Source organism: Variovorax paradoxus, from assembly GCF_902712855.1.
Lineage (GTDB): Bacteria > Pseudomonadota > Gammaproteobacteria > Burkholderiales > Burkholderiaceae_C > Variovorax > Variovorax paradoxus_Q.
In genome coordinates this window covers 1757973-1783833 of the sequence record NZ_LR743507.1, presented here as the reverse complement: position 1 = coordinate 1783833, position 25861 = coordinate 1757973, and the positions used below count along the sequence as shown (strand labels likewise).

The 25861-nt window shown below is 70.0% G+C and carries 18 protein-coding genes; 6 read left to right on the top strand and 12 right to left on the bottom strand.

What is annotated here, in order from left to right:
• Positions 1-2: 2 nt before the first annotated feature.
• The 5 genes from mmsB to AACL56_RS07910 form a co-directional block, all read right to left on the bottom strand.
• Positions 3-1214 (bottom strand): multiple monosaccharide ABC transporter permease, encoded by a 1212-nt coding sequence (gene mmsB, locus AACL56_RS07930; protein ID WP_339089282.1) that lies wholly within the window; start codon positions 1212-1214, stop codon positions 3-5.
• Positions 1201-2766, bottom strand: a complete 1566-nt coding sequence (gene mmsA / locus AACL56_RS07925) for a multiple monosaccharide ABC transporter ATP-binding protein (RefSeq protein ID WP_339092824.1) — start codon at positions 2764-2766, stop codon at positions 1201-1203. Before mmsA ends, mmsB begins: the two co-directional genes overlap by 14 nt.
• A 2-nt stretch (positions 2767-2768) precedes the next feature.
• Positions 2769-3839 (bottom strand): multiple monosaccharide ABC transporter substrate-binding protein, encoded by a 1071-nt coding sequence (gene chvE, locus AACL56_RS07920; RefSeq protein ID WP_339089280.1) that lies wholly within the window; start codon positions 3837-3839, stop codon positions 2769-2771.
• A gap of 143 nt (positions 3840-3982) precedes the next feature.
• The gene (locus AACL56_RS07915; protein WP_093125683.1) at positions 3983-4948 is read right to left on the bottom strand and encodes an ABC transporter substrate-binding protein; all 966 of its coding nucleotides are present in this window, start codon (positions 4946-4948) and stop codon (positions 3983-3985) included.
• 60 nt (positions 4949-5008) lie between these two features.
• Positions 5009-6475, bottom strand: coding sequence for an aldehyde dehydrogenase family protein (locus tag AACL56_RS07910; RefSeq protein ID WP_339089278.1), 1467 nt, complete (start codon positions 6473-6475; stop codon positions 5009-5011).
• A 143-nt stretch (positions 6476-6618) separates the two neighbouring features.
• Between AACL56_RS07910 and AACL56_RS07905 the strand changes: the two genes are divergently transcribed.
• Positions 6619-7578: a LysR family transcriptional regulator gene (locus AACL56_RS07905; RefSeq protein WP_339089276.1), complete on the top strand. Its 960-nt coding sequence runs from the start codon at positions 6619-6621 to the stop codon at positions 7576-7578.
• A 317-nt stretch (positions 7579-7895) separates the two neighbouring features.
• On the opposite strand, the gene AACL56_RS07900 is transcribed toward AACL56_RS07905, so the two are convergent.
• Entirely contained in the window at positions 7896-8720 is an 825-nt protein-coding gene (locus AACL56_RS07900) for an SDR family NAD(P)-dependent oxidoreductase (protein ID WP_425336996.1), read from the bottom strand.
• Positions 8721-8838: 118 nt separating this feature from the next.
• On the opposite strand from AACL56_RS07900, the gene AACL56_RS07895 reads away from it, so the two are divergent.
• The gene (locus tag AACL56_RS07895; protein WP_339089273.1) at positions 8839-9780 is read left to right on the top strand and encodes an SMP-30/gluconolactonase/LRE family protein; all 942 of its coding nucleotides are present in this window, start codon (positions 8839-8841) and stop codon (positions 9778-9780) included.
• Positions 9781-9819: 39 nt separating this feature from the next.
• Here the strand turns inward: AACL56_RS07895 and AACL56_RS07890 are convergent, their stop codons facing one another.
• The 4 genes from AACL56_RS07890 to AACL56_RS07875 form a co-directional block, all read right to left on the bottom strand.
• Positions 9820-10899, bottom strand: coding sequence for an aldose epimerase family protein (locus AACL56_RS07890; RefSeq protein WP_339089272.1), 1080 nt, complete (start codon positions 10897-10899; stop codon positions 9820-9822).
• A 67-nt stretch (positions 10900-10966) separates the two neighbouring features.
• Complete coding sequence (locus AACL56_RS07885; protein WP_339089271.1) at positions 10967-11908, bottom strand: alpha/beta hydrolase family protein; 942 nt, start codon at positions 11906-11908, stop codon at positions 10967-10969.
• Entirely contained in the window at positions 11905-16659 is a 4755-nt protein-coding gene (locus AACL56_RS07880; RefSeq protein WP_339089270.1) for a CapA family protein, read from the bottom strand. The genes AACL56_RS07885 and AACL56_RS07880 overlap by 4 nt, the downstream gene beginning before the upstream one ends.
• A gap of 124 nt (positions 16660-16783) precedes the next feature.
• Positions 16784-17662 (bottom strand): LysR family transcriptional regulator, encoded by an 879-nt coding sequence (locus AACL56_RS07875; protein ID WP_339089269.1) that lies wholly within the window; start codon positions 17660-17662, stop codon positions 16784-16786.
• Positions 17663-17813: 151 nt separating this feature from the next.
• On the opposite strand from AACL56_RS07875, the gene AACL56_RS07870 reads away from it, so the two are divergent.
• The 3 genes from AACL56_RS07870 (at position 17814) to AACL56_RS07860 (ending at position 20701) form a co-directional block, all read left to right on the top strand.
• Entirely contained in the window at positions 17814-18806 is a 993-nt protein-coding gene (locus AACL56_RS07870) for a DMT family transporter (protein WP_339089268.1), read from the top strand.
• Positions 18803-19948: an NADH:flavin oxidoreductase/NADH oxidase gene (locus tag AACL56_RS07865; protein WP_339089267.1), complete on the top strand. Its 1146-nt coding sequence runs from the start codon at positions 18803-18805 to the stop codon at positions 19946-19948. Before AACL56_RS07870 ends, AACL56_RS07865 begins: the two co-directional genes overlap by 4 nt.
• 105 nt (positions 19949-20053) lie before the next feature.
• Positions 20054-20701: a CPBP family intramembrane glutamic endopeptidase gene (locus AACL56_RS07860; RefSeq protein WP_339089266.1), complete on the top strand. Its 648-nt coding sequence runs from the start codon at positions 20054-20056 to the stop codon at positions 20699-20701.
• A 77-nt stretch (positions 20702-20778) separates the two neighbouring features.
• Here AACL56_RS07860 and AACL56_RS07855 read toward each other — a convergent pair whose 3' ends face one another.
• Both AACL56_RS07855 and AACL56_RS07850 read right to left on the bottom strand, forming a co-directional pair.
• Positions 20779-21333 carry a GNAT family N-acetyltransferase gene (locus AACL56_RS07855; protein WP_425337052.1) on the bottom strand — a complete coding sequence of 185 codons (555 nt, stop codon included), beginning with the start codon at positions 21331-21333 and terminating at the stop codon, positions 20779-20781.
• An 8-nt stretch (positions 21334-21341) separates the two neighbouring features.
• Positions 21342-21956: a helix-turn-helix domain-containing protein gene (locus AACL56_RS07850; RefSeq protein WP_339089264.1), complete on the bottom strand. Its 615-nt coding sequence runs from the start codon at positions 21954-21956 to the stop codon at positions 21342-21344.
• 162 nt (positions 21957-22118) lie between these two features.
• On the opposite strand from AACL56_RS07850, the gene putA reads away from it, so the two are divergent.
• A complete protein-coding gene (gene putA / locus AACL56_RS07845) occupies positions 22119-25847 on the top strand; it encodes a trifunctional transcriptional regulator/proline dehydrogenase/L-glutamate gamma-semialdehyde dehydrogenase (RefSeq protein ID WP_425336995.1) in 3729 nt (1242 codons plus the stop codon).
• Positions 25848-25861 lie beyond the last annotated feature (14 nt).

The following is a 25861-nucleotide window of genomic DNA, read 5'->3' as shown; positions in this document are numbered from 1 at the left end:
TGCTACTTGTTCTTGTTGTAGACGTCGATGAACACCGCCGCCAGCAGCACCAGGCCCTTGATGACCTGCTGGTAGTCGATGCCGATGCCCAGGATCGACATGCCGTTGTTCATCACGCCCATGATGAAGGCGCCGATCACCGCGCCCATCACCTTGCCCACGCCGCCCGAGGCAGAGGCGCCGCCGATGAAGCAGGCCGCGATCACGTCGAGCTCGAAGCCCAGCCCGGCCTTGGGCGTGGCGGTATTGAGCCGCGCCGCGAACACCAGCCCGGCCAGCGCCGCGAGCGCACCCATGTTCACGAAGGTAAGGAACGCGAGCCGCTGCGTCTTCACGCCCGACAGCCGCGCCGCCTTCTCGTTGCCGCCCAGCGCATAGATGCGCCGCCCGATGGTGGTGCGGTTGGTGACGAAGTCGTACGCCACGATCAGCACGGCCATCACGATGAGCACGTTGGGCAGGCCCTTGTAGGTCGACAGCAGGTAGCTGAAGAACAGGATGATGGCCGCGAAGAACAGGTTCTTCACCAGGAAGAAGGCATACGGTTCCTGCTCCATGCCGTGCGCCGCCAGCCTGGCGCGGCCGCGCAGCTTGAAGAACACCAGCGCCGCGGCGGCCAGTGCGCCGACGACCAGCGAAGTGGTGCGCAGCCCGCCAGCCGCAGCGCCGCCCAGCGGATCGGGAATGAAGCCCGAGCTCAGCCGCTGGAAGGCTTCCGGAAACGGACCCACCGACTGCCCCGCGAGCAGCGCCAGCGTGAGCCCCTTGAACACCAGCATGCCCGCGAGCGTGACGATGAACGACGGGATCTTCCGGAACGCCACGAACCAGCCCTGCGCCGCGCCGATGGCCGCGCCCGCCCCGATGCTCACGATGGCCGTGGGGACGAAGTGCCACTCGTACTCCACCATCAGCACCGCCGCCAGCGCGCCGATGAAGCCGCACACCGAGCCCACCGACAGGTCGATGTGCCCGGCCACGATCACCAGCAGCATGCCCAGCGCCATGATGACCACGTAGCTGTTCTGCAGCAGCAGGTTGGTGAGGTTCAGCGGACGCAGCAGCGTGCCGTCGGTCAGCACCTGGAACAGCACCATGATCGCGACCAGCGAGATCAGCATGCCGTACTCGCGCAGGTTGTTCTTCAGGAACCCCGCGTGCAGCTTCGGCGGTGTGACCGCCACGTGGGTGGAGACGACGTCAGGCCGGGACATGCACGCTGCTCCCCGCACTCACGATGGCATGCATGATCCGCTCCTGCGAGGCCTCGGCCGCCGGGAATTCGGCGACGAAGCGCCCTTCGTTCATCACGTAGATGCGGTCGCACATGCCGAGCAGTTCCGGCAGTTCCGAAGAGATCATGAGAATGCCTTTGCCCTCGCTCGCGAGCTGGTCGATGATGGTGTAGATCTCGTACTTGGCGCCCACGTCGATCCCTCGCGTGGGCTCGTCCAGGATCAGCAGCTCGGGCTTCGTGAAGAGCCACTTGCTCAGCACCACCTTCTGCTGGTTGCCGCCCGAAAGGTTCACCACCGGCTGCTCGACGCCCGAGCAGCGGATGTTGAGCGCCTTGCGGTATTCGTTGGCCACCTTGAACTCGCGGCCGGTGTCGATCACCGACGACTCGGCCACCGCGCCGAGGTTGGCCAGGCTGATGTTCTTGCGGATGTCTTCCTCCAGCACCAGCCCGAGGCCCTTGCGGTCCTCGGTCACGTAGGCAATGCCGTGGTCGATGGCCTTGCGCACGGTGCTCACATCCACCGGCTTTCCATGCATGGACACCGAGCCGCTGATGCGTTGGCCGTACGACCTGCCGAACACGCTCATGGCCAGCTCGGTGCGGCCCGCGCCCATCAGGCCTGCAATGCCGACGATCTCGCCGCGGCGCACGTGGAGGCCCACGCCCTTGATCTGCTCGCGGTCGGCGTGCAGCGCGTGGTGCACGCGCCAGTCGCGCACCTCGAACACGGTGTCGCCGATCTTCGGCGAGCGCTGCGGATAGCGGTGCGCCATGTCGCGCCCCACCATGCCACGGATGATGCGGTCCTCGCCGATCGGCTGCGTGCGGCAGTCGATGGTTTCCACCGTCGCGCCATCGCGCAGCACGGTCACCGAATCGGCCACCTTGGCGATCTCGTTGAGCTTGTGCGAGATGAGGATCGACGCGATCCCCTGGCGCTTGAGCTCCAGCAGCAGCTCGAGCAGTGCGTCGCTGTCCTTCTCGTTCAGGCTCGCGGTGGGCTCGTCGAGGATCAGCAGCTTCACCTCCTTGGCCAGCGCCTTCGCTATTTCCACCAGCTGCTGCTTGCCCACGCCCAGGTCGGTCACCAGCGTGGTCGGCGGCTCCTTCAGGCCCACCTTGGCCAGCAGCTCGCGCGTCTTCGCATAGGCGGCGAACCAGTCGATCACGCCGCCGCTGGCGATCTCGTTGCCCAGGAAGATGTTCTCCGCGATAGACAGCAGCGGCACCAGCGCGAGCTCCTGGTGGATGATGATGATGCCGAGCTTCTCGCTGTCGGCGATGCCGCGGAAGCGCCGCACCTCGCCCTCGAAGCGGATCTCGCCCTCGTACGAGTCGCACGGGTACACGCCGCTCAACACCTTCATGAGCGTCGACTTGCCCGCGCCGTTCTCGCCGACCACCGCGTGGATCTCCCCGGCGCGCACGCCGAGGTTGACGTTGCTCAGCGCCTTCACGCCGGGAAAGGTCTTGGTGATGCCGCGCATCTCGAGGATGACGCCGGCACCGTCGCTGCTGCCGTCCATGCTCACTTGATCTGGCTTTCCTTGTAGTAGCCGCTGTCCACCAGCACCGTCTTCCAGTTCGACGCGTCCACGCTCACCGGCTTCAGCAGGTACGAGGGCACCACCTTGATGCCGTTGTTGTAGGTCTTGGTGTCGTTCACCTCGGGCGTCTTGCCGGAGAGCATCGCGTCCACCATGGCCACCGTCACCTTGGCCAGCTCGCGCGTGTCCTTGAACACGGTGGAGGTCTGCTCCTTGCGCAGGATCGACTTGACCGAGGGCACCTCGGCGTCCTGGCCCGACACGACGGGCATCGGCTGCGAGCCGGAGCCGTAGCCCACGCCCTTGAGCGACGACAGGATGCCGATCGACAGGCCGTCGTAGGGCGACAGCACCGCGTCGACGCGGTCCTTGGTGTAGAAGGCCGACAGCAGGTTGTCCATGCGCGCCTGCGCCACCGCGCCGTCCCAGCGCAGCGTGCCGACCTTGTCCATGCCCATCTGCTTGCTGCGCACCACGAGCTTGCCGCTCTTGATGTACGGGTCGAGCACCGACAGCGCGCCGTTGTAGAAGAAGAAGGCGTTGTTGTCGTCAGGGGAGCCGCCGAACAGCTCGATGTTGAACGGACCCTTGCCACCCTTCAGGTCGAGCGCCTTCTCGATCGACTGCGCCTGCAGCACGCCGACCTGGAAGTTGTCGAAGGTGGCGTAGTAGTCGACGTTCTTCGAGCCCTTGATGAGCCGGTCGTACGCGATGACCTTCACGCCCTTGTCGGCCGCCTTCTGCAGCACATCGGACAGCGTGGTGCCGTCGATGGCCGCGATCACCAGCACCTTCGAGCCCTTGGTCACCATGTTCTCGATCTGCGCGAGCTGGTTCGGAATGTCGTCGTCGGCGTACTGCAGGTCGGTCTTGTAGCCCTTCTCCTTGAAGTACTTGACCATGTTGGCGCCGTCGGCGATCCAGCGCGCCGACGACTTGGTCGGCATGGAGATGGCGATCAGGCCCTTGTCCTGCGCGTGGGCCAACGGCGCGAAGCCGACGATGGCCAGTGCCGCGCCTGCCAGCGAGGCCTTGAGGAAGTTGCGTTTCATGATGCGATGAACTCCGTTTGTCTTTGGTGGGGCGCGGTCTCTTTCAAGGGACACCGCGGAACCGGCTCCGCCGGGCCGCAGGTGTCGCCCCCGGCGAGGGGGTTGGCGAAGCGACACGAAGTGCGCGCAGCCTGGGGGTGTACTCAGTACTTTCGGTTAGGGAATTCCTTGGCGGCCACTTCCATCGGGAAGATGCTTTCCACCGTGACGATGCGCTTGGGCAGCGTCTTGCCGTCCTTGATGTCCTTCACCGCCTGCATGAGCTGCGGGCCGAGCAGCGGGCTGCATTCGACCGACACGTTGAGCTTGCCGGCGATCATGGCTTCGAAGGCGCCCTTCACCCCGTCGATCGAGATGATGGTGATGTCCTTGGCCGGCTTCAGGCCCGCCTCCTCGATAGCCTGGATCGCGCCGATGGCCATGTCGTCGTTGTGCGCGTAGAGCACGTTGATCTTCTTGCCCTCGGCCTTCAGGAAGGCTTCCATCACTTCCTTGCCCTTGGCGCGCGTGAAGTCGCCGGTCTGCGAGCGGATGATCTTGAACTTCGGGTCGGCCTTGATGATTTCCTCGAAGCCCTTCTTGCGGTCGATGGCGGGCGCCGAGCCCACGGTGCCCTGCAGCTCGACGATGTTCACCTCGCCCTTCTGGTCCTTCATCTTCTCGACCAGCCAGCGGCCGGCCTTGCGGCCTTCCTCGGTGAAGTCGGAGCCCATGAAGGTCACGTAGAGCGAGTCGTCCTTGGTGTTGACGGAGCGGTCGGTCAGCACCACCGGAATCTTCGCGGCCTTGGCCTCGCGCAGCACCGTCTCCCAGCCCGACTCGACCACCGGCGAGAACGCGATCACATCGACCTTCTGCGCGATGTACGAGCGGATGGCCTTGATCTGGTTCTCCTGCTTCTGCTGCGCGTCGGAGAACTTCAGCTCGATGCCCGCGTCCTTGGCGGACGACTTGATCGACTCGGTGTTGGCGGTGCGCCATTCGCTTTCGGCGCCGACCTGCGCGAAGCCCAGCACGAGCTTCTTCTGCGCAAGGGCGGACACGGGCAGCAGGCCGCTCAGGGCGGCAGCGGCGAGCGCGGTGTTGAGGGTGCGGCGATTCATGGTCATGGGATGTCTCCTTCTGTTGACTTGCTTGTTGGGAACCGTTCGAGAACCGTTGGCTGCGGGTCAGGCCAGCATGTAGCCGGTCTTCACCGTCGTGTAGAACTCCGCGGCGTGGCGCCCTTGTTCGCGCGGCCCGTAGCCCGACCCCTTGCGGCCGCCGAAGGGCACGTGGAAGTCCACCCCCGCGGTCGGCAGATTGACCATCGTCATGCCGACCACGGCATGGCGCCTGAAGTGCATGGCATGCTTCAGCGAGTTGGTGCAGATGCCCGCGCACAGGCCGAAGGGCGTGTCGTTGCACAGCGCCAGCGCCTCGTCGTAGTCGCCGGCGCGCAGCACGCAGGCCAGCGGGCCGAAGATTTCCTCGCGCGCGATGCGGTGCTCCGGCCTGGCCAGGAACAGCGCGGGGCTCATGTAGTGGCCGGCGGTGGCGCGCTGCAGCGCCTCGCCGCCCCACACGTGCTCCGCGCCCTCCTCGCGCGCGATGCCGACCCACGCCAGGTTCTGCGCCAGGCGTTCCTCGTCGGCCACCGGGCCGATGTCCATGCCGCGCTCCAGCGCATGGCCGATCTTCAGCTCCTTCAGGCGCTGGCGCAGCTTCGCGACGAAGGCGTCGTGCACCGCGGCCTCGACGATGAGCCGGCTCGATGCGGTGCACCGCTGCCCGGCCGAGAAGTAGGCGCCCTGCACCGCGCAGTCGACCGCGCGGTCGAGGTCGGCGTCGGCCAGCACCACCAGCGCGTTCTTGCCGCCGGTTTCCAACTGCACCTTGGCGCGGCGCGAGGCCGCCGCCTGCAGCACGCGCTCGCCGTTGGCGGCCGAACCCGTGAAGCTCAGCGCATCGACGAGCGCGCTGTCGACCAACGCCTGCCCCACCTCGCGGCCGCTGCCCATCACGAGATTGAAGGCGCCGGCCGGCAGGGCGGCGCGGCTGATGATCTCGGCCAGCGCCCAGCCGCAGGCCGGCACGAGCTCGGCCGGCTTGAACACCACGCTGTTGCCGTGGGCCAGCGCGGGCGCGATCTTCCAGGCCGGAATGACGAAAGGCGAGTTCCACGGCGTGATGAGCCCGACCACGCCGACCGGCTCTCGCGTAACGTCGACCTGCACGCCCGCGCGCACCGAGGCGATGTTCTCGCCACCGCCGCCGCCCGCCCCGCCACGAAGCGCCTCACCCGCGAAGAACTTGAAGACCTGGCCGGCACGCGCGACCTCGGCCACCGCCTCGGGCAGTGTCTTGCCCTCTTCGCGCGCCAGCAGCAGGCCCAGGTCGTCCTTGCGGGCGAGCAGCTCGGCGCCGATGCGGTCGAGCACGTCGGCGCGCCGCTGCGGCGTGCTGTGGCTCCAGTGCGGAAAGGCCTCGGTGGCCGCCCGGATGGCGAACTCGGCCTGGCGGCGATCCGCCCGTGCGTACTCGGCCACCACTTCGCTGGTGTCCGAGGGATTGGCGCTCACACCGGTGGTCGCGCTGGTTTCCCAGCGGCCATTGATGTACTGCCGCACGTTCTGATGGATCTCGCCGTGAATCACCGTGGCGTGGCCCTTGTCTCTGTTGTTCTGGATGTGCAGGCAGTCTAGAAAGTGTTTTGATATCGATCCAATCGTTTTTTGCGCAAAATGCATATCGATCGCCACATTCTGGAAAACCCGATCAGACATTGGTTCCAAGAGAAATGACCAACTACAACCACTGGTTCATCCGCGCGCGCCTCAAGACCCGCCAGCTCCTGCTGCTGGTGGCGCTGGCCGAGGAAGGCAACATCCATCGCGCCGCGCAGGTGCTCAACATGACGCAGCCGGCAGCCTCCAAGCTGCTGAAGGACCTGGAGGACGTGCTGGAGGTGCCGCTGTTCGAGCGGCTGCCGCGCGGCATGCGCCCGACCTGGTACGGCGAGACGATGATCCGTCACGCGCGCGTGGCCCTCGCCAGCCTGAACCAGGCGCACGACGAGCTCACCGCGCTGAAGTCCGGCCGCTTCGGGCAGGTGAACGTGGGTGCCATCACCGCGCCGGGCCTCACGCTGATGCCGCCGGCCGTGGCCATGGTGAAGCGCGAGCAGCCCGACCTGCGCGTGTCGTTGGAGATCGAGACCAGCCCGGTGCTGATCGAGCGGCTCGAGCAGGGCAAGCTCGACATCCTGGTGGCGCGGCTGTTCGCCGAGCACGACAAGTCGCAGCTGCGCTACGAGGCGCTGACCGAGGAACCGGTGTGTGCGCTGGTGCGGCCCGGCCATGCGCTGCTGGGGGTGAGCGGCCTCACGCTGCGCGACGTGGTGAGCGCGGGCTGGATCGTGCCGCCCGCGGGGAGCGTGCTGCGCCACCGCTTCGAGCTGATGTTCCAGGAGGAAGGCCTCGCGCCGCCGACCAACACCATCGAGAGTTCGGCGCTGCTCTTCATCACGCGCATGCTGCAGCAGAGCGACATGGTGGCGGTGCTGGCAACCGACGTGGCGCGCTACTACGCCGCGCACGGCATCGTGTCGCTGCTGCCGCTGGACATGCCCTGCCACATGGACGCCTTCGGCATCATCACGCGCACCGACCGGCTGCTGTCACCCGCCGCCAAGGTCATGATGAAAGCGCTGAAGACCGCCAGCATGAGCGTCTATGGACGCAAGCTCGAGATCGACTGAGCCCGCTCGTCCGGATTCATTCGGGGAATGCCGCGGAACCGGCTCTGCCGGGCCGCAGGCATTGCCCCCGGCGAGGGGGTTGGCGAAGCGACACGAAGTGCGCGGAGCCTGGGGGAGTACCTGCTAGCGCGGAACCGGCTCTGCCGGGCCGCAGGCATTGCCCCCGGCGAGGGGGTTGGCGAAGCGACACGAAGTGCGCGCAGCCTGGGGGAGTACCTGCTAGCGCGGAACCGGCTCTGCCGGGCCGCAGGCATTGCCCCCGGCGAGGGGGTTGGCGAAGCGACACGAAGTGCGCGCAGCCTGGGGGAGTGCCGGCGTCACGTCCAGCCGGCGTCGACCGTGAACTCCTGCGCGGTGCACATCTTCGCGTCGTCCGATGCGAGGAACAGCACCATGCGCGCGATGTCTTCCGGCATCAGCTTGTCGGGCAGGCACTGGTTGCGCTTGAGTGCCTTCTCGCCCTCCTCGTCGAGCCACAGCTTCACCTGCCGATCGGTCATCACCCAACCGGGCGACACGGTGTTGATGCGGATGCGGTCGCGGCCCAGATCGACCGCGAGGCCGCGCGTGAGGCCGTTCACCGACGACTTCGCGATCGCATAGCAGGGATAGCCCGAGCCCTTGGTCTGCCAGCCCGTGGACCCGAGGTTGACCACCGAGCCGAAGCCCAACCGCTTCATGCCCGGCACCACCGACTGGATCGCGAACAGCGCCGGCCGCTCGTTGATGGCCATGCGGTTGTCGTAGTAGTCGGGCGTGACCGACTCGAGCGTGTGGCGGTCGTCGCTGGCCACGTTGTTGACCAGCACCGCGAAGTCGCCGAGCGCGGCGGCGGCGTCGGCAATGGCTTTCTGCAGCGCGCCGATGTCGCGCACGTCGCAGGCGCGCCACCATGGCGCGGCGTGTCCGGCCTTTTCGATCTGCTGCGCGAGCGCGGCGCTGGCGTCTTCGGCGATGTCGACGAAGGCCACGCGCGAGCCTTGCGCCGCGAACGCCGACACGATGGCCGCACCGATGCCGCTGCCGCCGCCGGTGACGAACACCGTGCGGCCCTCGAGGCTGGGATGGATGGAAAGCTGGGGGGAATTCAAGACATGTCTCCGGGATGGCGAAAGAAGCTCGGAAAGGCCAACGATTGACATTGCAAATTGAATATCAATCGATGCCGATATTTTTAACTTCGGTTATCAATATGCCTTGATACGATCCGCCGCGTCAAGGAGACATGACGAGAACAACCCGACAAGAAGGAGACCCACCATGAACAGACCGGAGACAGACAATTCGATGCCGCTCGCGGCCCCCACGGTCGACGGCCCGCTCGAATGCATCTGGCCGGCCGGTGCGAATCTCGGCGAAGGCACGTTGTGGTCCGAGCGCGAACAGGCGCTGTACTGGATCGACATCCTCACGCCGCGCCTGTTCCGCCACGACCCCGCGACCGGCGCGCAACGCACCTGGACCTTCGGCGAGGAGATCACCGCCATCGCCGAGCGCGCCACCGAGCCGGGCCTGTTCGTGACGTTGCGCCGCGGCTTCGCGCTGGTCGACACCGCCGCGCCCGGCGACGCTGCCAGGTCGCGCTACCTGCACCAGCCCGAACCCGAACGCACCGGCAACCGCTTCAACGACGGCAAGTGCGACGCGCGCGGCCGTTTCTGGGCCGGCAGCATGGACTTCGACTGCAAGGCGCCCACCGGCGCGCTCTACCGCTACGACGCCGACGGCCGCTGCACGAAGCACGACGACGGCTTCGAGGTGACCAACGGCCCGACATGGTCGGCCGACGGCCGCACCATGTACTTCAACAACACGGTGCTCGGCAACCTGTATGCCTACGACTTCGACATGGAAGCGGGCACCGTGTCGAACCGCCGCGTGTGGCACCGCTTTCACGCGCCGGACGGCCTGCCCGACGGCATGACCACCGACGCCGCGGGCCGGCTCTGGATCGCGCACTGGGGCGGCGCCTGCGTCACCTGCCACGACCCGGTGAGCGCGGCGGAGCTGTGCCGCATCGCGGTGCCTGCGAGCCACGTCACCGACTGCGCCTTCGGCGACGCCGACCTGCGCACGCTCTACATCACGACCGCGCGCAACGGGCTCACGCCCGCGCAGCAGGCGGCCGAGCCGCTGGCCGGCGGGCTCTTCAAGGTGCGCATCGACAGCCCGGGCGTGCCGGCGTCGCTGTTCGCCGGCTGAAGACATCGCAGCGGCGCGCGCCGCCCGCAACGCGATGGCTCAGGCGATCAGGCCGAAGCGGTGCTCCGTCGCGCTCTGGAAGCGCTCGCCGGGGCGCAGCACGGTGCTCGGAAATTCCGGCTGGTTCGGCGAGTCCGGAAAGTGCTGCGTCTCGAGGCAGAGGCCATCTCCCTGGCGCAGGCTGGCGCCCGCGCTGCCGAACAGGCTTCCATCGAGGAAGTTGCCCGAATAGAACTGCACGCCCGGCTGGCTGGTGTGCACTTCCATCGCGCGGCCCGAGGCCTCGTGCTCCAGGCGCGCGGCGAGCGCGAGGCCCTGTGCCGCATCGCCGCGGTCGAGCACCCAGTTGTGGTCGTAGCCGTGCGCGCGCATCAGTTGCTCGTGGCCCTCGCGGATGCGCTCGCCGATGCGTGTGGGCGTGCGGAAGTCGAAGGGGGTGGAGGCCACGTCGGCCAGCCCGAGCGGAATCAGCGTGTCGTCCACCGGGCAGTAGCGGCTGGCCGCCAGCATCAGCCGGTGGTCGAGCACCGAACCGCTGCCGGCGAGGTTGAAATAGTCGTGGTGGCTCAGGTTGAGCACGGTGGGCCGGTCGGTGACGGCGCTGTAGTCGATGCGCCAGCTGTTCGATGCGGCAGCCAGCGTGTAGCGCAGCGTGAGCCGCACCTCGCCCGGGTAGCCCTCCTCCCCGTCGGCGCTGGTGTAGCGCAGCTCGATGGCCACGTCGCCGCCAGCGTCCTGCGCCGACAGCGGCACGATGTCCCAGTAGCGCTTGCCGAAGCCGGTGGCGCCGCCGTGCAGCGAATTCACGCCGTTGTTCAGACCGAGCTGGTGCGCCGTGCCGTCGAGCGTGAAGCGGCCGCGCGCGATGCGGTTCGCATAGCGTCCCACCACCGTGCCAAGGTGCGGATGCGGCTTCAGGTACTCGGCCAGCGAGGGCAGCCCGAGCACCACGCTCGTGCTGCGCCCGTGACGGTCGGGCACGCGCAGCGCGGTGACGATGCCGCCGAGGTTGATGGCGCTCAGGCTGAGGCCCCGGCCGTTGTCGAGGGTGTACTCGGTGACGGGGCGGCCGTCGGGCATGTGGCCGTACTCGCGCGTGGTGATGGGGCTGGTGCTCATGGGTCTCCTGGAACGGTCTTCGTGTGGTGTGGATTCGTGCCGGGCCGCGGTGTCGCGTCTGCGCCTGCTACTGCAACGCCGCTTCGCGCGCGCACTGCGAAGCGGTGAGCAGGCCGATGCCGTCGGTCAGGTCGTGGTACAGCGGCGGCTCCGCCGCATGCGCCTGCACCTCGACGCGGTGGCCCGCCCTGGCGACGGCATCGCCGAAGCGCTCCTGCAGCGCGAAGGGCGTGTTGCGGTCCTCGCGGCTGCCGATCAGCACGATGCGGCGCGCCGGGTCGCGCGCGATGCCCGCGACATGGTCGAGCGGATCGTAGAACTGCGTGCTGCCGGTGGTGTCGGTGCGCCCGCCTCTCGACAGGCCCAGCATGCGCGCGCGCTCCAGCAGGCCGTAGGCGCCCGAGGTGAGCACCGCGCAGGCGATGCGCGTGCGGCCCATGGTCAGCAGCGCGGCGCCGGCGGTGGCGCCGCCGCTGTGGCCGAGGATCACGATGCGCTGGATGCGGTGGCGCTGCATCAGCGCGTCGAGCGCCGCATCGAGCGCGTGGAACTCGACCGGCTCGCGCCGCCTGCGGTGGTCGCCCGACGAGCCGTAGGTGCCGGGCCGCGCCACGAAGATCCACGGCACGCCGGCACGGTCGCGATTGCGCTGCGCGTCGACGGTGCGCAGCGCTTCGGTGTTGCCCGGGATGCGCGTGGGCGCCTGGTTCATCACGCCATCGCGGTCGCCCGAGAACTGCACGATGGCGACGCGTGCGCCGTCGATGTCGCCGCTCGCGAAGTAGCGGATGCAGGCCGGGCCCTCGGCGGGCTGCACCCAGAGGTAGCCGCGCCGGTCGGGGCAGCCGGCGCGGTCGGCCGGCTGGTTCCAGTGCAGCACCTCGTCGTTGCCGGCGGCGAAGGGCCGCGGCACGTCGGGCCCGGTGCGCTGGGCGCAGGCGGTCTGCACCAGCGCGAGCACCACGAGGACGCAGCGCGTGTGCCGCAGGAGGAAGGCCGCGGCGCTCATAGCTGCTGCAGCAGGCCGGGGATGTGGCCGAAGTCCGACCGGTCGCGATCGCCTTTCACCAGCACGAGGTCGCCGTCGCGCAGGATGCCGCCGAGGTAGCCCGCGAGCTGCGCCGCGTCGTCGAAGTGCGGGCCGAGCAGCCCGACGGGCATCTCCTCGCGCAGCCAGCGCATCTCGTCGCCGTGCGTCACCAGATGCTCGATGCCCGACGCGAGCACCGGCGCGGCCAGGCTGCGGTGCATGGCCTCGGCCTCGCTGGCGAGATTGACGATGCGCCCGAGCACGCCGATCCTGCGCACCACCGGACCGTTCGGCGCGCGCTGGTAGGTGCGCACGAATTCCATGGCGTTGCGCATCGACATGACCTCGGCATTCCAGCTGTCGTCGATCAGCGTGGCCTGCACGCCGGCCCGGGTGCGCAGCGCGCGCACCTGCATCACCGATGCGGGCAGCCGCACCTGCGGCATGCGCGCGCAGGCGGCCTCTGCATCGAAGCCCATGGCCATCAGCGCAGCGAAGGCCAATGCCGAATTGCGCACCAGGCCCGCGCTGTCGACCGGAAACACGTATTCGTGCGTGCGCCCCGGCACGGCGATGCGCACGCGGCATCCGCCGCCGGGCTCGGGGCGGGTGTCGAGCACGCGCACGTTGGCGTCCGGCCCGGGGCCCACCACCCAGATGGCGCCCGCGGTGCAGGCCGCGGCGTCCACCACCTGCCGCAGGCAGGCGATGTGGTCGGGCACGATGGCCACGCCGCCGGGCTCCAGCCCCAGGAAGATGCGCGACTTGTACGCGGCCGTGAGCGCCAGCGTGGACGTTCTGCCGGTCTGCGACAGGCCGATCTCGGTGATGAGCGCCACGTGCGGCCGCGCCATCAGCGAGATCGGGCCGCGGTCCATCCACAGGCCGCTCTGCGCCATCTCGAGGATGCACACGTCGGCGTCGGGCGCCAGGCCGGCGAGGGTGGCCGGCACGCCCACGCGCGAGTTGTAGTTGCCGACGGTGGCATGCACGCGCGCGCGCGCCGGCAGCAGGTCGCGCAGCATGGCAATGGTGGACGACTTGCCGACCGTGCCGGTCACGCCCACCACGTACCCGCGGAAGCGCTCGCGCGCGGCGGCGCCCAGGGCGATCATGGCGGCGATCGGGTCCGGCACCTGCAGCAGCGGGAAGGCCGGGTCGAGGCCTTCGACCGGATGCGCCACCACCGCACCGGCCAGCGCGCCGTGCAGCTCGGGCAGCTGCTGGTGGCTGTCCCATCGGTCGGTGCGCGGCTTGCTGTAGTTCTCGTGCGCGGCCAGCGTGCGGACGTCCGAGGCGATGAACAGCGCCGGCGCGGGCAGCAGGCCCATGTGGATCGGGCCGCGCACCACCGAATTGGCGAGCCAGCCGGGCGGCGGTTCGACCAGCCAGTGCCCGCCCGTCGCCTGCTGGAGCTGCTCGGCGGTCCAGGCCGGTGCGGCGGCCCTGCCGGCGCCGGGCCGGTCGGCCGAGAGCACGGGCGCCGCACGCTCGGGCAGCGGCGTGGGCAGCGCGGGCACGCGCAGGCCGCACCACAGCGCCAGGCGGCGGGGCGGCGGCTCCGCCATGCCGGGCGACGCGGTGCGCACGCGCACCTCGAGCTGCAGCACGTCGCTGCTCAGCAGGCCGGCGCGCGGCGGACGCAGGGCGTACCGGTCCCGGTAGATGCGACCCGGCTCCCAGCGGCTGGTGGGCCACATCCAGTCGCAAGGGTCGTGGTCCATGCCCGCGCCCCATGCGGGCATGCGGGTGCTGCGCATGGGCAGCGCGCGGAATTGGATGCGCAGGTCCTGCGCCACCGGTGCATCGGCCGACCAGAAGGATTCGACCCACAGCAGACGCCGCCCGGCGATCTGCCGGGGCGAGCAGCGCAGGCCCAGGAGCCGCAGCGGCCCCAGCTGCAGCGGCTCGATGCGCGCATCCCCCGGCACCGCGTCGACCGTCCATTCGGGCCGGGGTGCCGGCGCCGGGCCGACGACCGGGGCCGGGCGCGCTCGAGAGGCGGGGCGATGCACGGGCAACGGGGGCCGTTCGGGCGGCGACAGGCGCACCGCGCAGCGTCCTTCCGGCAGCAGCGTCGTCGCGGTGCCGAGCGCGAGGCATTGCGCGGCGAAGCGCTCGGCCAGTGCCCTGGCCTCGTCGCCTTCGCGCTGCCGCGAGAAGCCGAAGCCGACGCCGATGGGGGTGAACACCACTTCGTCGACGCCGCGCGGTCCCAGCGTGAGCAAGAACACGCCGCTGTCGCCGAGATCGTCGCGCACCGAGTCGAACAGCAGGTCGCCCGCGTCGTGCAGGATGGGCCGGCCGCGATAGACCTCGATGCCCTGCAGCACGTGGGCGGAAGTGCCGAGCACCGCGTCGGCGCCCGCGTCGACGATGGCGTGGCCGACGGCGATCTCGGCCTTCGAAGGCTCGGTCTCGAGGTTGTCGCCCCAGTGCACCGCCACCAGCACCACGTCGGCCTCGCGGCGTGCGGCCTCGATGCGCGGAGTCAGCGTGGCGGTCCACGCGGCGGGCCTGTCCAGCGCAAGCCATGCCGCACCAGGGCGCTCCTCGCTCGCAGCGAAGCTCGGCTGCGTGGCGTCGAGCGAGAACAGCGCCACGCGCACGCCGCCCGCAAGGCCGAACGCGGGGCGCAGCGCGGCCTCCAGCGTGCGGCCGGTGCCGGCATGCGCGATGCCCGCGGCGTCGAGCAGCGCGTGCTGCTCCATGAGCGCCTCGGGGCCGTAGTCGCCGCTGTGGTTGTTCGCGGTGGCCACCATGCCGATGCCGGCTTCGGTGAGCACCGCCAGCATCTCGGGCCGCGCGCGGTAGTAGTACGGCGCGGACTCGTTCTTGTCCACGCCCTGCTCGCCCGCGGTCGCCACCACGCATTCGAGATTGACGATGCGCAGGTCGGCCTCGCGCAGCGCGGGAATGCCGCCGAGCATCGCGTGCGCGCCGCCCAGTTCGTGCAGGCGGTAGTGCTGGCGGCGCGACAGATTCACGTCGCCGCCCCAGGCCACCACCCCGGTGCCGGCCGGCGTCGCAACGGCAACCGCCGGCTGCGCCTCGCGCTCCTTCAGCATCCGGTGGTACGCCACGTACCCCGACAGGTAGTGCTCCACGTCGTCGATGCGCACGCGGAAGCTGTGGTGCTTGATGAAGAACGACCCGGCGATGCGCGCCGGGTTCCGGAAGAACATCGCCAGCTCGGGCCAGAAGTGGCCGTTGGCGAGGTAGCGCGCGCGGTACTCCAGCGCGCGGTCGAACTTGTCGCGGTCGAGCCCGTCCAGCAGCGGGCGCAGCGCGGGGTCGGCCTCCAGCCGCAGCACCATCTCGCGCGCGGCCATCATCAGCTCGAGCAGCGTGGGAAAGGTGGTGATGCGCTCGAGCACGAAGTCGAGGTAGCCCGACACGTTCTGCAGGCCGAAGCGGTAGTAGCGCGTTTCGCTGCGGTAGCGCGTGAGCTCGTTGACGCAATAGCTGAGCCAGTGGTCGTGCGCGCGCCAGTGCTCGGCGGCAATGAAGTGCTCGAAGGCCTTCTCGACCATCGCCAGCCAGCGCGCGTCGCGCGTGAGGCCGTACAGCCGCATCAGCCCGAAGGCGGCCTCGCCGTCGTAGTAGATGACGCGGAACTTCGCCTTCACGTCGAGCCCCGGTGCATTCAGCACGTGCACGAAGCTGCCGGTCTGCGGGTCCTGCATGTGGCGGATGCCGAGCGCGAGCTGCTCCATGAGCGCCAGGTGCGCGCGGTCGCCGGTGAGTTCGGTGTACTTCACCAGCGCGAGCAGGCACACCGCGTTGCCGCCGAGCTTGATCTCGTTGCCGATGTCCAGCAGGTAGGCCGCGCGCGTGCCGTCCGGCAGGTTGGCGGGCCGGATCAGCGTGCCGGTCAGGAAGGCCAGCGAGCGGTCGATGGCCGACCTGAGCGCGTCGCTGCGCGTGAGCTCCCAGGCCTCGAGCATCGCGTAGGTCGAGCTGGCATGGCGCAGCGTGTTGTAGGTGGGAATGGCGCGGTCGAAGCACGGGAACCAGCCGTAGTGGAACTCGCCCGTGGGTTTCACCTGCTCCGCAAGGTAGGTGGCGGCGTGGTCGACCATCGCATGCACCTGGCGCACATTCCAGTCGTGCAGCGCGCGAAAACCCGCCGACGGCCCTTCGGCCGCGACCGGCCACGCGCCGTGGGCGTCGACGTACACGGCGCGCGTGGTGAAGCACCACGCGGGGGCGTCGTCGTCCGCCGGAAAGTCGATCTCGCGCCCGAACCGGCGCTTGCTGTGCAGCCGCATGTTGCCGGCGTTGGGCTCGGCATGGTCGACCTCGCCGTTGTAGAGGACGGCGCTGCCGTGCATTTCCTGTGCGAGCAGCGCGACCTCGAAGCGCGCGTCGAGCGCGATGCCGAGGTTGAAGTAGTTGCGCCTGGAGTGCGCCAGCTTCGCCTTGAGCGCGCCCCAGGTCATGGGAGTGACCCGGTCGACCAGTTCGGCACGCAGGCGCTGCGGCGGCCGGGCGGCGCGGCGGGCCTGCGAATCGGCGGCGCTGGCGGCGGCCTGCCATGCGGCCTCGATGTCGGCGCCGTTGCCGGAGACGACGCGGGCGCGGCTGCCGTCTTCGCCGAGCGCGATCAGCACGACGAAGCCCGCCTCGGCCGTTGCGGGCGCGGAGCCCGTCAAGGCACCCGATGAGTCCGACAGGGCTTGCCTGGCGCGGCGCAGGAGATCGGAAAAGGAAGTGGGCTCTTGGTTCATGCAGCGGCGAATGATGACAGCGAGCACGGGGCCGTGCCACCCCCGGAACCCAGGGTTTTCGGCCCCGGACGATGCCGCTGCCCCGCGCCCGCGCGAACCTCCGGCGGCGCGGGTGGGTTGCGGCTCAGGCCCAGGCTTCCATCACTGCGCTGCGCACCGCCTCGGCCGCCACCGTCCGCCTGCCGCCGGCCGGCGCCACCCAGCACAGCCACGTGTGCGAGCGCCAACCTTTCCAGATGGCCAGTTCGCCGTTGCGCTCGCCCTGCTCTGCGTAGTCGCTGCGCAGCAGTCCCGCGCCCATGCCGCTGGCGACCATGCTGCGGATGGCGCTCTCGCCATCGGCGGTGCGGCCCTGGCGGTATTCGCGGCCGGCACCGGCAAAGAGCCTGTCGAGGTGCACGCGCAGGATGCACGAGGGCGGCGTGCCGACCCACGGCATCTCGGTGAGCTGTTCCATCGACAGGTCGGGTTGCGCCTCGGCCACCGGCAGCGGCAGGGTCACCACCAGGTCGACCGCGCTGAGCCGGACCAGCTCCAGGCCGTCGACTTCCGGGCTGTCGCTGAGCACGTAGGCGCAGTCGAGTTCGCCGCGCTGCACCGCGGCGAGCGTCTCGAACGAGAGCCCCTGCCTGAGCTGCAGCGTGACCTGCGGATGGCGCTCGGCCAGCGTCACCAGCACTTCGCCAAGGCGCAGCGCGACCGGATCGACCACCGTGCCGAAGCGCACCACGCCCTGCGCGGCGCCGCGCAGCTGCTCGGCGGCCGAACGCATGCGCGTGGCCGAGGCCAGGGTGCGCTCGGCCTCCTCGAGCAGGCTGACGCCGGCCTCGGTGAGCGACATGCCGCGCGGCGTGCGCTCGAACAGCTTCACGCCGAGTTCGTCTTCCAGCGCCTTGAGCTGCGCGCTGACGGCGGGCGCGCTGGTGAACACGCGCTCGGCCGCACGGGTCAGGCTGCCTTCGCTGGCGATGGCGACGAAGGTCTTGAGTTGGTACAGCTCCATGCAGCGGATTGTGAGCTTGCGGGCCGCCGGAGTCCGTTCGCTTTTTTGGAGGTCCCCGTCCAAAGATGCGAATGGCAATCGCAGGCGCCAGCGCCGATTCTCGGGACATCGGCCGACCGGCCCTTTCCTTCCGTTCCAAGAGGTTCCTTCCATGAATTCGACGTCTTCCCGCCAGCGCCTGCCGGGCATCGCCGCACTGCTGTTCGCCACCTCCGGGTGGGGTTCCCTGTTCCTCGTGAGCAAGGGCGTGCTCCACCATGTCGAACCCGTGTGGTTCACGCTGGTCCGCTACACGCTGTCCGCATCGCTGTTCCTGCTGCTGTTGCTGCCGCGCGGCGCAGCGCCCTGGCGCAAGCTGCGCCGGCATGCCGCCACGCTGGCGCTGCGCGGCGCCGCCGGCTTCGGTGTGTTCAGCGTGATGCTGCTGGTCGGGCTGGCGCATTCGGTGCCCTCGCACGGCGCGGTGATCATCGCCACCACGCCGATGACCACGCAGCTGGTGCGCTGGGCGCTCGACGGCGTGCGCCCCTCGCGCGGGGCGCTGCTCGCCACCGCGCTGGCACTGCTGGGCGTGGCGATCGTCTCGGGTCTGCTGTGGGGCCATGGTGCCAGCGGCGGCTCCACGCTGTTCGGCGACGCCATCGCCTACGGCGGCACGCTGGGCTGGGTCTGGTACACGCGCGGCGCCGCGCGACTGCCAGAGCTCGACGTGATCGAGTACACCGCGCTCACGGTGCTGGCCTCGTGGCCGGTGCTGCTGGTCGCCGCGGTCGGCGCCAGCCTGCTCGGCTGGTCGGCGACGCCCACCGCGGAAGGCCTGCGCCTGTCGTGGCAGGCGATGCTGTTCGTGGGCGCGGTGCCCTCGGCCGCCTCGGTGCTGGCCTTCAACTACGGCGTGCGCACGCTCGGCGCCGTCACGGGCACGGCGTTCCTGAACTTCGTGCCGGTGTCGGCGCTGCTGATGAGTGCCGCGCTCGGCAGGATGCCCACCGCGAACGAGGTGGTGGGCATGGCGATGGTGGTGGCGGCGCTGCTGATCCATACCGCGCTGAACCGCAGGGCCAACGCGGCGCCCGCGGCAAGGATCGCGCAGACCCCGCAGAATCCGCCGACCTACCGCACCTGTGGAGCCACACCATCTTGAGCAACGACAACCGCGAGCCCACGCCCAGGCCCCGCCTGTTCGAACCGCTGCAGCTCGGCAGCCTGCAGATCGCCAACCGCATCGTGATCGCGCCGATGTGCCAGTACTCCGCCACCGACGGCACGCCGGGCGACTGGCACATGATCCACCTCGGCCACCTGGCGCTGTCGGGCGCGGGACTGCTGATCATCGAGGCGACGGCGGTGGAGGCCGAAGGCCGCATCTCGCCGGGCGACCTGGGCCTGTACTCCGACGAGAACGAGCAGGGCCTGGCGCGCGTGCTGCAGGCGATGCGCGCGCATTCGCCCGTCGCGATCGCCATGCAGCTCGGCCACGCCGGGCGCAAGGCATCGAGCCGCGCGCCATGGCAGGGCGGCAAGCAGATCCGCCCCGATGAGCCCGGCGGCTGGAAGGCGTCTGCGCCCTCCGCCGTGCCGCATGCGCCGGGCGAGGACGTGCCGGTTGCGCTCGATGCCGCCGGCCTGGTGCGCGTGCGCGATGCCTTCGTGGCGGCGGCACACCGCGCGGCGCGGCTGGGGCTCGACGGCCTCGAGATCCATGCGGCGCACGGCTACCTGCTGCACCAGTTCCTGTCGCCCATTGCGAACCACCGCACCGACGAATACGGCGGCAGCCTGGAGAACCGCATGCGCTTTCCGCTCGAGGTGTTCGACGCGGTGCGCGCGGCGTTCCCGGCCGGGCGGCCGGTGTGGGTGCGCGTGTCGGCCAGCGACTGGGTGCCGGGCGGCTGGGACCTCGACAGCACCGTGGCGTTCTCGAAGGCACTGGCCGCGCGCGGCTGCGCGGCCATCCATGTGTCGAGCGGCGGCGTGTCGCCGCAGCAGGCGATCACGCTGGGTGCGGGCTACCAGGTGCCGTTCGCCGAGCGCGTGAAGGCCGAGGTCGGGCTGCCGACCATCGCGGTGGGCCTCATCACCGAGCCGCGGCACGCAGAGGCCATCATTGCCGGCGGCCAGGCCGATGCGGTGTCGCTGGCCCGCGCGATCCTCTACGACCCACGCTGGCCCTGGCACGCCGCGGCCGAACTGGGCGCGCAGGTGACTGCGCCCGAACAGTACTGGCGCTCGCAGCCGCGCGAGTTCAAGGACCTGTTCGAGAACGCGAGCTTCGGCGCACGCTGAACGCGCGGCGTGGCGGCAGCGCTTGCGCGGCCGTTGCCCTTAACATCCGGCCGGCATCGCATGCCGGCCGGCATGCGCGCAGCCCCGAACTTCCTTCCGACGCGCATGAAACCACCCGCCGCCGCCCCGAACGCCACGCCGCTGGAAGCCCTGGGCATGGTGGCCCTGTGCTTCGGCTGGTTCATCGCCGGCTCGCTGTGGTCGGTCAGCGCGGGCTTCAGGAGCGGCACGATCAGCGATGCGTCGCTGATCGGCCTCGTGGGCTTCGAGATCTTCGTGGGGCCGATCGCGCTGCTGATCCTGCGCAGCCGCGGCCATGCGATGCGCGACCTGCTGCCGTCGCCCTCGTGGCGGGGCTGCGGCGTGGGTGCGTTGCTCTACGTCGCGTGCGTGGTGGCCAGTGCCGTCGCGCTGTCGCCTTTTGCTGCCGATGCGGCGCAACCGATCGACCGCATGATGGAAACGGCCCGCCCCTCGCTGGCGGTGGTCGTCACGCTGGCGGTGGTCAACGGGTTGTACGAAGAGGTCTTCCTGCTGGGCTACCTGCAGCGGTGCTTTCGCCACCAGGGCGCCTCGTTCGCGCTGGGGCTGAGCCTGCTGGTGCGGGTGCTCTATCACCTGTACCAGGGGCCGCACGGCGCGCTGTCGGTGGCGGTGGCCGGGCTGGTGTTCGGCGTCTTCTACCTTCGCACCGGATGGCTCTGGCCGGTGGTGTTCGCGCACATGCTCGCGGACGCCATTCCCTTTCTTTGAAGCTCGAGGCACTGAAGGCGCCCGGCTTGCCGGGCGTGGGCGCATCACAGGCGCATCACTGGCGAATCACTGGCGAATCAGCCCGCCAGCTCCCGGTAGAAGAAGGTGGTGGCGCACGGTTCGCCGTGCGGCAGCAGCGCGAAGCCGGGGATGCTGCCCACGCGCGTCCAGCCCACGCGCGCATAGAGCCGCTCGGCCTCCGCGCTCGAGGTGTCGAGCACGAGCAGCGTCTTGCCGTGGTCGCGCGCGGCCGCCTCGGCCGCTTGCATCAGCAGCGCGCCGAGGCCGCGGCGCCGCGCTCGGCGGTGCACCAGCATCTTGGCGACCTCGGCGCGGTGCGGCTGGTTCTCGGGCTGCGACAGCATCACCTGCACGGTGCCCACGATGCCTTCGCCGTCCTCAGCCACGAGCAGCACGCGCTCGCCGCGGGCCGCGCCATCGGCCACGCCGCGCCAGAAGGCGCGGGCGCGCTCCGGCGCCAGCGGCTGCATGAAGCTCACCGACGCGCCGCCCTCGACGCAGTCGACCAGCACCGCGGCGAGCGCGTCGATGTCGGCATCGTCGGCTGCATCGAGAAGGCGGATGCGCGTGGCATCGGCGGCGGGCGTGGGGTTCGTTTCCTTCATTTCCATCATCTCCATCAGTTCCGGGAAGGCAGCGTCGCGATCACGACGGCGTAGCGCGTGGGCTTGCGCGAGGGGTTGTGGTAGCTCATGGGCCGGTCGAGCACCATCGCGAGGCAGTCGCCGGTCTCGAGGTGGTGGTGGTCGTCGCCGAGGGTGATGTCGATGACGCCGTCGAGCACCCACACCTGCTGGTGCACGACAGGCTCGCGCGCCGTGGTCTCGTAGGCCACCCGGGCCCCGGGCGGAAACAGCACCTCGACGACCTGGATCGGCGACGAGCCGCCGCCCGGCGACACATTGCGCCGCAGGTAGCCGGAATGCGGATCGCGCCACTGCGGCTGGTCGGCGGCGCGGGCCACCGGGTCGGCCGCGGGCGCGGGCGCGTCGAACAGCGAGGCGAGCGACACGCCGAGGCCGGTCGCGAGCTTCTCGAGCACCACCGCCGTCGGGCTGCTCTCGCCGCGCTCGATCAGCGAGATCATCGAGCGGCTGACGCCGCAATGCGTGGCAAGCGCGTCGAGCGACAAGCCACGCGCGGCGCGCAGGTCGCGCACGCGCTGTGCGATGCGGTCGTTCAGGGAGGCCGAGGGTGGCGCGTCGATTTCCTTCATATTGGAGGAAATGTCCATTAAAAGGGAAATTGGGTCAAGCAGGCCCGCGCGGGTGGATTGCTCGCATGTGCGGACGACCGGCGTGATCACTAGAGATTTATTCGTTTTTCTCTCCGTTTTTCGAACACATATTCGTCATTCATGGGGAGATCATCCAACTTGTCACCCGCACCACATCACATGCCTACCACCCCCGACGACCCGCTGCCCTCCACCTTCATGCATTTCGCAGACGGCCTGGCCGACCCCACGCCGCTGCGCCAGGCAGTGACCGCTGCGTATCGCCGGCCCGAACCCGAAGCGTTGCCGCCGCTGCTGGCGCAGGCCCGCCTGCCGGCCGCCGAGGCCGCGACGGCCCACGAACTCGCGCACCGCATCGCCCTGCAGCTGCGCCATCGAAAGAACGCGAGCGGACGCGCCGGCCTGGTGCAGGGGCTGCTGCAGGAATACGCGCTCTCGTCGCAGGAAGGCGTGGCCCTGATGTGCCTGGCCGAGGCGCTGCTGCGCATTCCCGACGCCGACACGCGCGACGCGCTCATCCGCGACAAGATCGCGCACGGCCAGTGGCAGTCGCACGCGGGGCGCAGCCCGTCGGTGTTCGTCAACGCCGCCACCTGGGGACTGCTGCTCACCGGCAAGCTGGTGGCCACGCACAGCGAGGCCGGCCTGTCGGCGGTGCTCACGCGGCTCATCGGCAAGGGCGGCGAACCGCTCATCCGCAAGGGCGTGGACATGGCGATGCGCATGATGGGCGAGCAGTTCGTCACCGGCGAGACCATCGCGCAGGCGCTGGGCCACGCGCGAGAGCTCGAAGCGCAAGGGTTCCGCTATTCGTACGACATGCTCGGCGAAGCGGCGCTCACCGCCGCGGACGCGCAGCGCTACCGCGCGGCCTACGAGGAAGCGATCCACGCCATCGGCAAGGCCTCGGCCGGACGCGGCGTGTACGAGGGGCCGGGCATCTCGATCAAGCTCTCGGCCCTGCACCCGCGCTACAGCCGTGCGCAGCATGCGCGCGCGATGGCCGAGCTGTACCCCGTGCTGCGCAAACTGACGCTGCTGGCGCAGCAGTACGACATCGGCCTGAACATCGACGCGGAAGAAGCCGACCGGCTCGAGCTGTCGCTCGACCTGCTGGAGCGCCTGTGCTTCGAGCCGGCGCTCGCGGGCTGGCACGGCATCGGCTTCGTGATCCAGGCCTACCAGAAACGCTGCCCGTTCGTGATCGACTTCGTGGTCGACCTGGCCCGCCGCAGCCGCCACCGGCTGATGGTGCGGCTGGTGAAAGGCGCCTACTGGGACAGCGAGATCAAGCGCGCGCAGGTCGATGGACTCCACGGCTATCCGGTGTACACGCGCAAGGCCTATACCGACGTGTCGTACCTGGCGTGCGCGCGCAAGCTGCTCGATGCGCCCGGCGAGGTGTACCCGCAGTTCGCCACGCACAACGCGCACACGCTGGCCGCGATCTACACGATGGCCGACCCCGCGCGCTACACGCCGGGTCAGTACGAGTTCCAGTGCCTGCACGGCATGGGCGAGCCGCTGTACGAGCAGGTGGTGGGTCCGCTGCAGCGGCCGTGCCGCATCTACGCGCCGGTGGGCACGCACGAGACGCTGCTGGCCTACCTCGTGCGGCGCCTGCTGGAGAACGGCGCCAACACCTCGTTCGTGAACCGCATCGCCGACCTCGCGATCGATATCGATGCGCTGGTGGAAGATCCCGTCGCCACGGTGGAACGCATGGCGGCGAACGAGGGCGCGCCGGGCCTGCCGCACCCTGCCATCGCGCTGCCTGCCGCGCTGTATGGCGGGCAGCGCGTCAACTCGCGCGGGCTCGACCTGTCGAACGACGACAGCCTGCGCGCGCTGGGCCGCGCGCTGCAGGACAGCGCGCATGCCGGCTGGCGTGCTCCGCCGCTGCTGGCGCGGGCCGTCGGCGGCGAGGCGAATCCCTGGGCCGACGTGCGCAACCCTGCGGACCTGCGCGACGTCGTCGGCCAGGTGCAGGAAGCCACGCTGGCCGATGTCGAGGCGGCCGTTGCGCACGCGCAGGGCGTTGCCGCCGCATGGGCCGCCACGCCGCCGGCCGAACGCGCCGCGCTGCTGGAGCGCGCGGCCGACCTGCTGGAGGCACGCACGCCGCAGTTGCTCGGACTGCTGGCGCGCGAAGCCGGCAAGACGTATACCAACGCGATCGCCGAGGTGCGCGAGGCTGTCGACTTCCTGCGCTTCTATGCAGCGCAGGCGCGCAGTGATTTCTCGAACGACACGCACCGCCCGGTCGGCCCGATGGTGTGCATCAGCCCCTGGAACTTTCCGCTCGCCATCTTCACCGGCCAGGTGGCCGCGGCCCTGGCGGCGGGCAACCCGGTGCTGGCCAAACCCGCAGAGCAGACGCCGCTGGTGGCCGCCGAGGCGGTTCGCGCGTTGTGGGAAGCCGGCGTGCCGCATGCCGCCGTGCAACTGCTGCCCGGCAGCGGCGAGACCGTGGGCGCCGCGCTCGTGGCCGATGCCCGCGTGCAGGGCGTGATGTTCACCGGCTCGACCGAAGTGGCGCGCCTGCTGCAGAAGACGCTCTCGCAGCGCCTGGGTTCCGGCGGCGCGCCGGTGCCGCTGATCGCGGAGACCGGCGGCCAGAACGCGATGATCGTCGACTCGTCCGCGCTGGTGGAACAGGTCGTGGTCGATGTGATGTCTTCCGCCTTCGACAGCGCCGGCCAGCGCTGCTCTGCGCTGCGCGTGCTGTGCGTGCAGGAAGAGGCCGCCGACCGGCTGTTCGCGATGCTCCAGGGCGCGATGGCGGAGGCCTGCATCGGCAACCCGGCGCGGCTGGCCGTGGACGTGGGTCCGGTGATCGACGCCGAGGCGCGCGATGGCATTGAGCGCCACATCGCGGCCATGCGCGCCAAGGGCCGCAGGGTGTATCGCCAGGGCCGCGAATACGCACACGACACGCGCCACGGCACCTACGTGATGCCGACGCTGATCGAGCTCGACAGCATCGCCGAGCTGCAGCGCGAAGTGTTCGGTCCTGTGCTGCACCTGGTGCGCTACCGCCGCCGCGACCTCGGCGCGCTGATCGGCCAGATCAACGGCACCGGCTACGGCCTCACCCTCGGCGTCCATACGCGCATCGACGAGACCATCGCGCAGGTGGTGGCGCACGCCAAGGCAGGGAACGTGTACGTGAACCGCAATATCGTCGGCGCAGTGGTCGGCGTGCAGCCCTTCGGCGGCGAAGGGCTGTCGGGCACCGGGCCGAAGGCGGGCGGGCCGCTGTACATGCTGCGCATGCTGTCGCAGCGTCCGGACGATGCGATGGCGCGCGCGACGGTCGAAGCCGATGCGACGCCGCGGCCCGCGCTGTCGGCCCTGTCGCGCTGGGCGGGAGCCAACGGCCGCGCCGCGCTCGCAGCGCAATGTTCACGCTTCGCCTTGCAGTCGCGCTCCGGCGCCTCGCGCACGCTGGCCGGACCGACCGGCGAGCGCAACGTCTACACGCTGGCGCCACGCGAAGCGGTGCTGTGCCTGGCCGGCAGCGAAGCCGACCGGCTTGTGCAGCTTGCCGCGGTGCTGTCCGTGGGCAGCACCGCGATCTGGCCGGCCGATGGCGCCGCGCAGGCGCTGCGTGCGACGCTGCCGGCCGAGGTACAGCATGGCGTGGCGCTCGCGAGCGACTGGGGTTCGGACACCGTCGTGTTCGATGCAGCGCTGCATCACGGCAACGCCGGCGGCCTCGCCGAAGTGATGCAGCGGCTCGCGGCGCGACCGGGACCGATCGTGGGCGTGCGCGCCTTCGCGCCGGGCGAGGCCGGCATTCCGCTCGAGAGCCTGGTGGTGGAGCGCGCGCTGAGCATCAACACCGCCGCGGCCGGCGGCAACGCGAGCCTGATGACGATCGGCTGAACGGCGCGAGCCGG

Bases quoted from the DNA above. Each gene is read 5' to 3' on its own strand.
- AACL56_RS07915 (WP_093125683.1), bottom strand. From the start codon at position 4,948: ATGACCATGAATCGCCGCACCCTCAACACCGCGCTCGCCGCTGCCGCC.
- chvE (WP_339089280.1), bottom strand. From the start codon at position 3,839: ATGAAACGCAACTTCCTCAAGGCCTCGCTGGCAGGCGCGGCACTGGCC.
- AACL56_RS07870 (WP_339089268.1), top strand. From the start codon at position 17,814: ATGAATTCGACGTCTTCCCGCCAGCGCCTGCCGGGCATCGCCGCACTG.
- mmsA (WP_339092824.1), bottom strand. From the start codon at position 2,766: ATGGACGGCAGCAGCGACGGTGCCGGCGTCATCCTCGAGATGCGCGGC.
- AACL56_RS07855 (WP_425337052.1), bottom strand. From the start codon at position 21,333: ATGGAAATGAAGGAAACGAACCCCACGCCCGCCGCCGATGCCACGCGC.
- AACL56_RS07875 (WP_339089269.1), bottom strand. From the start codon at position 17,662: ATGGAGCTGTACCAACTCAAGACCTTCGTCGCCATCGCCAGCGAAGGC.
- AACL56_RS07880 (WP_339089270.1), bottom strand. From the start codon at position 16,659: ATGAACCAAGAGCCCACTTCCTTTTCCGATCTCCTGCGCCGCGCCAGG.
- AACL56_RS07895 (WP_339089273.1), top strand. From the start codon at position 8,839: ATGAACAGACCGGAGACAGACAATTCGATGCCGCTCGCGGCCCCCACG.
- AACL56_RS07860 (WP_339089266.1), top strand. From the start codon at position 20,054: ATGAAACCACCCGCCGCCGCCCCGAACGCCACGCCGCTGGAAGCCCTG.
- AACL56_RS07885 (WP_339089271.1), bottom strand. From the start codon at position 11,908: ATGAGCGCCGCGGCCTTCCTCCTGCGGCACACGCGCTGCGTCCTCGTG.
- mmsB (WP_339089282.1), bottom strand. From the start codon at position 1,214: ATGTCCCGGCCTGACGTCGTCTCCACCCACGTGGCGGTCACACCGCCG.
- AACL56_RS07890 (WP_339089272.1), bottom strand. From the start codon at position 10,899: ATGAGCACCAGCCCCATCACCACGCGCGAGTACGGCCACATGCCCGAC.
- AACL56_RS07900 (WP_425336996.1), bottom strand. From the start codon at position 8,720: ATGTCAATCGTTGGCCTTTCCGAGCTTCTTTCGCCATCCCGGAGACAT.
- putA (WP_425336995.1), top strand. From the start codon at position 22,119: ATGCCTACCACCCCCGACGACCCGCTGCCCTCCACCTTCATGCATTTC.
- AACL56_RS07850 (WP_339089264.1), bottom strand. From the start codon at position 21,956: ATGGACATTTCCTCCAATATGAAGGAAATCGACGCGCCACCCTCGGCC.
- AACL56_RS07905 (WP_339089276.1), top strand. From the start codon at position 6,619: ATGACCAACTACAACCACTGGTTCATCCGCGCGCGCCTCAAGACCCGC.